Consider the following 9,649-nt stretch of genomic DNA (forward strand, 5'->3'; position numbering starts at 1 on the left):
TCAACACATCAAGTCCAAAGAGGTCAATCATGAGCCAGGAACCGAGAATCACGCCCCAGGACGAATATAACAATTTGCTTGAAAACAATGTCCATCCACCTGATTGGGTCAACCCCAAGCCCGCTGCCCGTTACAACCTGGTCGTCATCGGGGCGGGAACAGCCGGTCTTGTGACCGCAGCCGGAGCTGCCGGTCTTGGGGCCAAAGTGGCTCTTGTTGAAAAAAACCTCATGGGAGGAGATTGTCTTAACGTGGGCTGCGTTCCCTCCAAGTGCCTCATCCGGTCTGCGCGGGCGGCGGCTGATGTTCGGGATGCTGGAGATTTCGGGATCGACGTCGCGGGCGGTTACGAAGTGAATTTCGGCAAGGTCATGGAAAGGATGCGTCGTTTGCGATCCGGCATCAGCGCCAACGATTCGGCCAGGCGTTTTTCCGAGGAACTCGGGGTGGACATTTTCCTCGGTGAAGCAAGCTTCACCGGCCCTCAAACGGTAGGCGTGGAAGGTAGGGAACTGAGGTTCAAAAAAGCTGTCATCACCAGCGGCGCCCGGGCCTTTGAGCTTCCCGTTGAGGGGTTGGCTGAGGCAGGTTTTCTAACCAACGAAACAGTATTTTCCCTGACCGAGAGACCCGCTCGCCTTGCCGTTATCGGGGCCGGCCCTCTGGGCTGCGAACTGGCCCAGACCTTCCAGAGGCTGGGCAGCCAGGTTTCGATCATAGAAATGAGCCCGCAGGTTCTGTCACGGGAAGACCCGGACGCGGCCAGGATGGTCGAATCTTCCATGTTAAAGGACGGGATCGAACTGCTGCTGTCATGCGATATTAAAAAGGTTGAGAAAACAGGCGAGGGCAAGGTTTTCAGTCTTGAGTGTCAAGGGCAGGCAAAAACGCTGGTGGTCGATGAGATCCTCCTTGGAGTGGGGCGGGTTCCCAATGTGGATGGACTTGACCTGGAATCAGTGGGAGTGAAGTACGACGCGCGCAGCGGCGTTAAGGTGGATGATTTTTTGAGAACGACCAATCCTGAGATCTATGCCGCGGGCGATATCTGCTTCCCTTACAAGTTCACTCACACTGCCGATGCCATGGCGCGTATCGTAATTCAGAACGCCCTTTTTAAAGGCCGTAAAAAAACCAGCGCCTTGACGATCCCCTGGTGTACTTACACCGACCCCGAGATCGCCCACGTGGGCATGTACGAAGCGGATGCCATGAAAGCAAGGGTCCAGGTGGACACCTTCACTATACCCATGTCCGATGTGGACAGGGCCATCGCGGAGGGGGAAACGGGGGGGATGGTGCGGATCCACGTGAAAAAGGGGACGGACCGGATTCTGGGCGCCACTATCGTTGCCCGCCACGCCGGGGAGATGATCAGCGAGATATCGGTGGCCATGAAGGCAAAAATGGGGCTCGGGGCCCTGTCCGGTGTGATCCACCCTTACCCCACCCAGGCAGAGGCCATTCGTAAAGCTGGTGATGCGTATAATAGGACGAAATTGACTCCGTTCGTAAAGAAGCTGTTTGGGGCAGTGCTGAAATGGCAGAGGAGGGGGTAACTATATCAGGAGCCAGTACCCGGGAGCCGGTAAATAAAATCAACCGTGGTTCCTTTTAATGCCCTTTATATAGGATTCAAGGATCTTACTTACAACTTCAATCCTCTCCAAAGCAGCTTTAGTTTCTGCATAATCCAAATCTTCAATGAGAATGAGAAAATACCTGCACTCTTCAAGGGAACTCTGGGATATGTTCAGATATCGTATTTTTTCTGCGGCTGTCCTTTTCTTGAAGCCTTCGGCTATATTAGCGGGTGCTGAAACCGCGGCCCTTTGTATTTGAGACGTTAAACCATGATAGAGTCGCAAAAAGTCCAATCCGGGACTTTTCGCTCCACGGAAAGGGAAAAGCGTCGTTTTCCCTTTCCTTACAAATTGATGACTTTTTGCGAAGTCATCAACCATATAATTCGTATTTGAGAAACGTACGGTTCAGACCATAGATGGAAAGGACCAATCCATGGGCTTTCTGCCACAGAATCAGATCACGGAACTCTTTAGCTGGTGTGTGTTTCATTATTTTTTCTCCATGATGCATTGCAGTTGCCTGCCTTCTCGATTTCACCATCGATGTAGGCAATGCAAAATACCTGCCGGTACTGTAAGGAACGTTCCCTGGTTTTCTCCTGGCTCCTGGCTCCTGGCTCCTGGATACTCGGTGCTATGAAATTCCATCTCATTATATTTACTCGCTTCCCAATTCCCGGACGCACCAAAACCCGCCTCATCCCCGCCCTCGGTCCCGAGGGTGCAGCGGACCTTCAGCGGCAGATGACCGAACACACTCTGGCTGTCATGGGTCCCCTCAATAGTGAGGCAATTCAGCTGCAGGTCAGATATGAGGGCGGCGAAGAATCCGACATGAAGAAATGGTTGGGGGAGGACCTTTCTTTTGTACCCCAGGGCGAGGGTGATCTGGGAGACTGCATGAGGCGCGCCTTCGCGGATTCCTTTAAAGAGGGGTTTGAAAAGGCCGTTATTGTCGGCACAGACTGTCCGTCCCTCGGTGCCGATGATGTAGCGGAAGCGTTGGATCTGTTGGAGGAAAACACCCTTGTCCTCGGGCCGGCCGCGGACGGCGGATACTACCTCATAGGGATCAGGTCCGATGCTCCCCAATGGCTTAATGAGCTTGTTTTTGAAAACATTCCGTGGGGGACAGACCAGGTGTTTAACACCACCGTGAACGTTCTTGCCGAAACGGGTCTTGATGTGGGACTTCTGAATGAAAAAGCAGACGTAGATGAACCTGAGGATCTTGTGCATTGGGATGAGGAACTCGGGAGCCAGGAGCCAGGAGCCGGGAGCCAGGATAAAGCGAACCTTTCCATCTCAGTGATAATACCCACATTGAATGAGGAGGAGCGGATCGGGGAACTACTTGGTTGGCTTAAGAAAACAGATGTGGAGATCATTGTGGCTGACGGGGGGAGCACCGATGGAACTGTGGCTGTTTGTGAGAAAGCCGGGGTCAAGGTCGTTCAATCACCTGGAGGGCGGGCGGTCCAGATGAACGCCGGGGCGTCGGCAGCCTCAGGAGATGTCTTTCTCTTCCTCCACGCTGACACGAAACTTCCGGACCCGTTCGAGGACCGAGTGAGTGCGGCCATTTTGAAAGGTGCTGTGGCAGGGGCTTTTCTCTTCGGTACAGACAGCGATAAAGCCTCCATGAACGTCCTCGAAAATATGGCCCATTTCCGTACTTACCGCATGGGCATGGTTTACGGGGACCAGGCCATCTTCGCGACAAGGGAGGCGTTTTTCCGGGCCGGTGCCTACCCGGATCAGCCTATCATGGAAGACTACGAACTGTGGAAACGTCTGGGAAAGGTGGGAAAACGTGCAATCATCCCTCTCCCGGTAAGCACCTCTGCCCGAAAATGGGAGCAGCACGGCACATGGCGGCTCGCACTGATCCATCAAGTGATCATGTGGCTGTATCTGCTTGGAGTAAGCCCTGAGAGGCTGGCGAGGTGGTATAAGACAAGAATGCAGAACACAGAACGCAGAACGTAGAGAAACCTTTAGTTGTACGATCCATCGGCTTGACCTTATTCTGCCCCCACACCCCCACACCCCCACGCCCCCACGCCCTCGCGTCACCGAGTCACCGCGTCCAATGGTCTTCAATCCCTCCCCGTGTCTCCGCGTCATCGCTTCTCCGTGTCAGGCGCTCTCGCATCTTCCTCGCTCCTGCTTTTCAACATACTCCGTACTGCCCATTCCCTCCCCATAAAGCACATCGATTTACTCAACAATTTTGTGGTAAAATTCAAATAGAGGGCGCAGGCCGCATCCAAAAGGAACCATCTGGCTCGGGTATTTTTCAGCCAGGACCCTCAAGAAGGAATGGTGATCGTGAACGTTGAACCGCAGACACCGGAGAACCGTCTGATTCTGCTTACGGGAGCCACCGGCTACATTGGGGGGCGTCTTCTTAAGGCTCTGGAATCAAGGGGGGAGAGGGTCCGTTGTATTGTTCGTCACCCGTCTTATCTTGAGGGACGGATAGGGCCGAAAGCGGAGGTAATCCGCGGTGATGTGTTCCATCGAGACGGTCTGGCAAGAGCGCTTGAGGGCATTGATACCGCTTTTTATCTCGTGCACAGCATGGGGACAGGAAAGCGCTTCGATAAGCGGGACCGCGAAGCTGCCAACAATTTCGGTGAAGCGGCCAGGGCTGCCGGGGTCCGGCGCATCATTTATCTTGGCGGGCTGGCCCAGGGGACATGCCATTCATCACACCTGCGCAGCCGTCTTGAGGTCGGCTGTGTTCTCAGGGAAAGTGGGGTTCCCACGATCGAGTTCCGGGCGTCAATCATAATAGGCTCCGGGAGCCTTTCCTTTGAGATGGTTCGATCCCTGGTTGAGCGCCTCCCCATAATGATCACCCCCACATGGGTCCGGTCCCTCGCCCAGCCTATCGCTGTAGAGGATGTCATCCAATATCTGCTTGAGGCCATGGATATACCCCTGGAGGGCAACGCTGTTTTCGAAGTTGGCGGCGCCGATCAAGTGTCCTACGAAGGGATCATGCGGGAGTACGCCAGGCAGCGAAATCTGAAAAGGATCATGATCCCGGTTCCTTTTTTTTCACCTGAGGCAGCGAGCTACTTCCTGGCGCTGGTGACGCCTCTTTATTTTCCGGTAGGCCGCAAGCTTATCGCTTCGGTCAAGAACGATACCGTGGTCATGGACCAGGCAGCCCTGGTATTTTTTTCGGTAAGACCCAAGGGACTGGAAGAAGCCATATCAAGGGCTATCGGGAACGAAGACCGGCAGTTCGCTGTCACCCATTGGTCCGATGCCCTTGCCGAAAACAGCAACGAACACCATCTTTGGGGAGTTGCTTTCGGACCTCGACGTGTGGACTCCTACAGCAGGGTCATGGAGTTTCCCCCCGAGGAGGTTTATTTACCTATCCAGCGTATCGGGGGGGAGAATGGTTGGTACACCTACCGCTGGCTATGGTGGACAAAGGGGTATCTGGACCGCTGGCTGGGCGGTGTTGGCATGCGGACTGGACGGCGGGATCCCTATGACCTGCGGGTCGGCGATGCCATCGATTTCTGGCGGGTGGAAAAGCTTGTTCCGGGCCGCCTTCTCCTGCTTTTTGCTGAGATGAAGCTTCCGGGTAGAGCGTGGATTTTTTCCAGATAACTCCCCATGAGAAAGGCTCAGAGGTCCGAATAACGGCTGTCTTCGATCCAAAGGGTATCTGGGGCAGGTGGTACTGGTATACGGTGTCTCCTTATCACTATCTGGTGTTCACGGGCATGTTAAAAGGCATTGCCAAGGCAGTGGAAAGCAACAGGAAGGAATCAACGACGGCATGACACCAACAGGTCGAAAATATCTATCGTGATCTAAGTTGAAAGAAAATTACTTAACTGCTTGCGCCTTGAAAAAAGTGTAGCAGAACGTTCCTCCAGGTTCCGCGGTCCTGTGAAGATCTCTTATCCCCTGGTCGAAAGTCTTCTGGTCAATGAGAGTTTCATCTGCCAGTTTATGACGCACCCCCTCCACCACTGCGGTGAAGGTGTTTCTGGTAAACCCTTCTGCGAGGGCGGGCCGGCTGTCATCAGCGTATATTACCCTGGGGGTCACATAGGGGTCCGTAAAGCCTGCCTGGACCATGAGGGGGTAGAGGCTTCGGCCAATATTAGCGTTTCCTCCCGAGCGGGCCTGCAGGAGAATCAGGCATTCGATGGCCTTTCTTGCTGCCTTGCTGTCCGGATGAAAGTATGCTGAACCGTGGTCACCTTCGATGACCGTCATTGTGCCCCCATCCTTGAGCACCCGCTTGAGCTCCATGAGTGTTTTGACCTGATCGCTCATGTACTCGAGGACGAAACACACGAACACATGATCAAAGGAGTCGTCTTCAAATTAAAGGGCATTTATGTTCTGGAGTTGGAACTGAACATTGCCGATGCCCTTGGCCTCTGCAAGACCTTTAGCCTGGGCGAGGGTCTCTTCCGAAATATCCACCGCGACGAATCGAGCCCCGGGACTGCGTTTTGCCAGGACAGCGGTCTGGGCACCCACACCACACCCGGCCTCGAGCACCTTGTGCCCGGCAGGGTAGAAAGTGTCAAAGTGCAGCAGGTCTGTCAGTGCCGAGGCCTGGTCGTGCAGCCGCTGGCCCTCCTCTGGTGCATATCCGTGCACACACCCTTCGCCCATTTTTTCTCCAGAAGGTGAAGAATGAATATGTTGAGCCCCTCTCGCAAGGTGTCCCGAAGAGACTTTTTTGGCCGGGTTTCCAGTTTAGCCCATAGACGTTACAACCTCCAAACGCGAGCTATAATAGGCTAATAAGAGGGGAATTAATACCGTTGCTAAAATGGGTGTGGCCGCCGGTTCCGGGAGGTGTGATATGCTGAAATTGGACCTTGACCGCGAGGAGCGGGAGGTTCTGGTGGATCTGCTGGAGACCAACTTGGCCGACTTGAGAATGGAGATCGGTGATAGTGTCCCTCTTGCCTACCGCGACATGTTGAGAAAAAAGAAGAAGGTTCTGGAGAAGACGGTGGCGTGCCTGAGGAGAGAAAGGTTTCTTCGAGTGGAGCCGATGGACCCCAAGGTGCCCCGGGTCTGAGGGGCAATCTGTTTTAACGATGAGTCAGGAACCGGCTAGTAAACTCCGAAATTCAGATAAACTATCTTCTGCCGGACGTTTTTGCCGTAATAGCAGCGCCAGTTCCCTCCGAGAGATCAATTCAGCCCCAGCTTTTCCGGCGCGGCTTATCTCCCCACGGCGAATATCGCAATGCTCAGCATAAGTGGAGGCTCGATGGAGCGGCCTGCGTACGCCGATAACCTTTAAAAAGGCGCGAAGCTCTGCCCGCCCGGACTTCCCGCACAGATCGGAAACGAGATGAGCCCAGCCATCACCGTTGGGTTTCTCCATAAATACCGCCACCGACAACCTCCATCTCCATGCCCTCACTCACAATCGTGCCCGTTCCTTTCATCGTGGTCAAGGGGGGAAGAATAAGATCCGGGAGATATATTGTCCATGGATCTTATTCCAGGGTCTTGTGTCTGGTGTCTAGTGTCTGGTAACTATATCAGGTGCCAGTAGGAAAAATACGGAATGGTGCGTTAATACTGGAGCCATGGGTGATTTACCTGAAACCCGAAACCGGAGCGAAACGACTATGCCCCTCTACGAATTTAAGTGCAATAAATGTGGACATACCTTTGACAAGATCCTGAGCATTAAGGAAATGGAAACAGTCAAGCTTAACTGTCCGAAATGTGGATCGGATGACATCAAAAAGCTCATGTCCTCCGGAGGCGTCAAAATAGGGCTGGGAGGCTATTCGGGGAAAATAAGGTAGCATTCAGTACCCAGTACCCAGTACCCAGGACACAATACCCAGGAGCCAGGACATTGAATACTTTTACGATATGACTTGGCGAAGATGTGTGATCATATTGGCGACACTTGCTATGGCGGTATGCTTGGCAGGATCATCTTTTGCTGAGGCCATGCCGCCGGAGGAGGTGTCTGTCACAGTCTCAGCCGATGTCTTGCCGCCGGAGGACGGACGATACACCGGTCCCTGTATGGGTGATGAGGCGTTCGGGCGCACCTGGCTGGACCGGACTCACGCATACATTACGGAAATGCTTTGCCAGCCATCTGTGTGGTTCGATGGATTTTTCGGAAATAACAGGGCGGGTGAAGAGTGGCCGGGAAGTCTCATTCGCTGGCAGGGGGCCTATCGCCTGGATGAGCGGATGGACGAAACGGGCTATCGTTCGGAATTCAGGGCCAGCTTTCGGCTTCCCCGTATGACCAGCAAGTTCAGGCTCACCGTGGCGTCCGAGAGCGACAGCGACCCTGCGGATGTCCATCCCGACGACAGCCCTATAGCAGCGCCCACCGGTAACGGCAAATCGCCCGACAGCGGGGTGACAGCAGGCTGGAAATACTACCTTACAGATGTGAAAAGGGCCCGCATCAGTCTCGGGGGGGGCGTGAAGCTGGAAAATCCTTTAAAATCCTACCTACGCCTTCGGCTGCGTTACACTCAACCCCTGGGCAGTTCCACCCTCTTCCGGTTTACTCCCATTGTAACCTGGGTCAGCGAAGAGGGCCTTAACCGCTCACTGCGGCTCGACCTGGATCACAGACCCAGTGAAAAGATCCTCCTCAGAGCTTTACAGTCCTTTTCGCGCAAGGAACTGGACCCCGGAACCTCCTGGGGAACCACCCTCACTTTGTTCGGTAGCCTGACATCAAGTACAGTTTTGGCGCTGGAAACGTCTGCCACGGGACTCTCCTACCCGGAGAACCACGTGGAGCGCTACCGTTTGCTCTCCCGGCTTCGGTCCAATTATTTCAGAAAGTGGCTGTTTCTGGAGCTTGAGCCGGAATATTATTGGCCTGTTGATGATCTGGGCGAATATCATCTGTTTCGAGCGATCACCTTTCGGCTGGAGATGCAGTTCTACAGCTGAGAGTGTGTCTGTTCGCACCACTCATCGGTGCTGCACATCGGCGTAGCCTGCCGGTAATCCTTTGGTTATACAGTCTAAATCGATGTCGAGCTTCCAGAGGAGGTGGATAATGGAGAACCTGAAAGAAAAGGTTCACAGCAGGGGACGGAAAGAGCGTCGTGATGGACTAAAGCGAATCACGACAATCGGCTGGGGGTTATTCTTCATCTGGCTCGGGTTTGTCCTGATGATCCATGCCGGGTCGGGGCTTATCCTTCTGGGAGTGGGCATTATCAGCCTTTGCATGCAGGTGGCGAGGAAGTACTCGGGGTTTGATTCAGACGGATTCTGGATCGTCGTGGGAACCCTTTTTGTGCTCGTGGGCCTCTGGGAAATGTTCGACATCAAGATGCCCTTTATGTCGGTGCTTCTTGTGATCATCGGTGGTGTGTTCCTTGTTTCGGCGATCAAGGGTAAGGGGTGACACGGTGAAGCGACGATAAGGGAGTATGGGAGTGAGGGGGTATGGGAGTAAAACCTGAAACCTGAAACCTGAAACCTCAACCGCAGGTTGGCGTCATCGCGAACCGTTACTCATGTGACCTGTCACGGCATAGCCGAAGGCGACGACGGAAGCGATCCCGGTTGCCATATAGACGATTTTTTTAAACGCAGAGTTCGCTGTTTGTCGCGGCGTAGCTCAAAGCGAAAACGGAAAGGACCCAGAGGAAACCTTTGATCTTGGGGGTTTGAGCAATCAGGTGAGGCACATCAGTATATTCCAACCCGAAGATGCGTCTGAAGGGTAGGTCTGAATCAACCGGCAAGTAAACGTTCATCGATAGATTCAAAGAGTTGTTGTCTTGCCTCTTGCAGGCGCTTTGCCGCTTCATTATCGCTATGGAAACCGAGGATCTGGATCGGGAAAGTTTCAAGCAGAGCCGCCAGCGCTGGGATCATGAATTGCTCGGAGATCCGTTCGACGGTGAACACCACTTCGAGCTGGGTTACTTCATCCACCGCATTGATGTGATAGAGGCCCTTTCTCCCGTCCAGATCTCCTTGGTGGACCGTATCGATGCGGATAAATCCCGGTCGTCCTTGCGGGTCGGGTTTGCGTCGGATACCGATCCTGTTTT

At 53.9% G+C, this 9,649-nt stretch carries 11 protein-coding genes and 1 pseudogene; 8 read left to right on the plus strand and 4 right to left on the minus strand.

Annotation, left to right across the window (positions count from 1 at the left end; all coding sequences use genetic code 11):
- Positions 1-29 precede the first annotated feature (29 nt).
- Positions 30-1,559 carry a mercuric reductase gene (locus P1S59_08825; GenBank protein MDF1526355.1) on the plus strand — a complete coding sequence of 510 codons (1,530 nt, stop codon included), beginning with the start codon at positions 30-32 and terminating at the stop codon, positions 1,557-1,559.
- Positions 1,560-1,598: 39 nt separating this feature from the next.
- On the opposite strand, the gene P1S59_08830 is transcribed toward P1S59_08825, so the two are convergent.
- Both P1S59_08830 and P1S59_08835 read right to left on the minus strand, forming a co-directional pair.
- The gene (locus P1S59_08830; GenBank protein MDF1526356.1) at positions 1,599-1,964 is read right to left on the minus strand and encodes a four helix bundle protein; all 366 of its coding nucleotides are present in this window, start codon (positions 1,962-1,964) and stop codon (positions 1,599-1,601) included.
- Positions 1,957-2,076: a four helix bundle protein gene (locus P1S59_08835; GenBank protein ID MDF1526357.1), complete on the minus strand. Its 120-nt coding sequence runs from the start codon at positions 2,074-2,076 to the stop codon at positions 1,957-1,959. Before P1S59_08835 ends, P1S59_08830 begins: the two co-directional genes overlap by 8 nt.
- Before the next feature lie 62 nt (positions 2,077-2,138).
- Here P1S59_08835 and P1S59_08840 point away from each other — a divergent pair, with 62 nt between their 5' ends.
- From P1S59_08840 to P1S59_08850, 3 genes are all read left to right on the plus strand, one after another.
- A complete protein-coding gene (locus P1S59_08840) occupies positions 2,139-3,575 on the plus strand; it encodes a TIGR04283 family arsenosugar biosynthesis glycosyltransferase (protein ID MDF1526358.1) in 1,437 nt (478 codons plus the stop codon).
- 342 nt (positions 3,576-3,917) lie between these two features.
- Positions 3,918-5,219, plus strand: a complete 1,302-nt coding sequence (locus tag P1S59_08845; GenBank protein ID MDF1526359.1) for a DUF2867 domain-containing protein — start codon at positions 3,918-3,920, stop codon at positions 5,217-5,219.
- On the plus strand, positions 5,201-5,395 hold the full coding sequence (locus tag P1S59_08850; GenBank protein ID MDF1526360.1) for a DUF2867 domain-containing protein: 195 nt from the start codon (positions 5,201-5,203) through the stop codon (positions 5,393-5,395). Before P1S59_08845 ends, P1S59_08850 begins: the two co-directional genes overlap by 19 nt.
- A gap of 46 nt (positions 5,396-5,441) precedes the next feature.
- Here the strand turns inward: P1S59_08850 and P1S59_08855 are convergent.
- Positions 5,442-6,245 (minus strand): annotated as a pseudogene (locus P1S59_08855) (methyltransferase domain-containing protein).
- Between the two features lie 193 nt (positions 6,246-6,438).
- On the opposite strand from P1S59_08855, the gene P1S59_08860 reads away from it, so the two are divergent.
- The 4 genes from P1S59_08860 (at position 6,439) to P1S59_08875 (ending at position 8,994) form a co-directional block, all read left to right on the plus strand.
- The gene (locus tag P1S59_08860) at positions 6,439-6,660 is read left to right on the plus strand and encodes a hypothetical protein (GenBank protein ID MDF1526361.1); all 222 of its coding nucleotides are present in this window, start codon (positions 6,439-6,441) and stop codon (positions 6,658-6,660) included.
- Between the two features lie 520 nt (positions 6,661-7,180).
- Entirely contained in the window at positions 7,181-7,405 is a 225-nt protein-coding gene (locus P1S59_08865) for a zinc ribbon domain-containing protein (protein ID MDF1526362.1), read from the plus strand.
- Positions 7,406-7,529: 124 nt separating this feature from the next.
- Entirely contained in the window at positions 7,530-8,531 is a 1,002-nt protein-coding gene (locus P1S59_08870) for a hypothetical protein (protein ID MDF1526363.1), read from the plus strand.
- A 109-nt stretch (positions 8,532-8,640) separates the two neighbouring features.
- Positions 8,641-8,994 (plus strand): hypothetical protein, encoded by a 354-nt coding sequence (locus P1S59_08875; GenBank protein ID MDF1526364.1) that lies wholly within the window; start codon positions 8,641-8,643, stop codon positions 8,992-8,994.
- Between the two features lie 332 nt (positions 8,995-9,326).
- On the opposite strand, the gene P1S59_08880 is transcribed toward P1S59_08875, so the two are convergent.
- Positions 9,327-9,649 (minus strand): integrase (locus P1S59_08880; GenBank protein MDF1526365.1); only part of this gene is annotated, 323 nt, incomplete at its 5' end.

The organism is bacterium, assembly GCA_029210965.1.
Classification (GTDB): Bacteria; BMS3Abin14; BMS3Abin14; order BMS3Abin14; family BMS3Abin14; genus JALHUC01.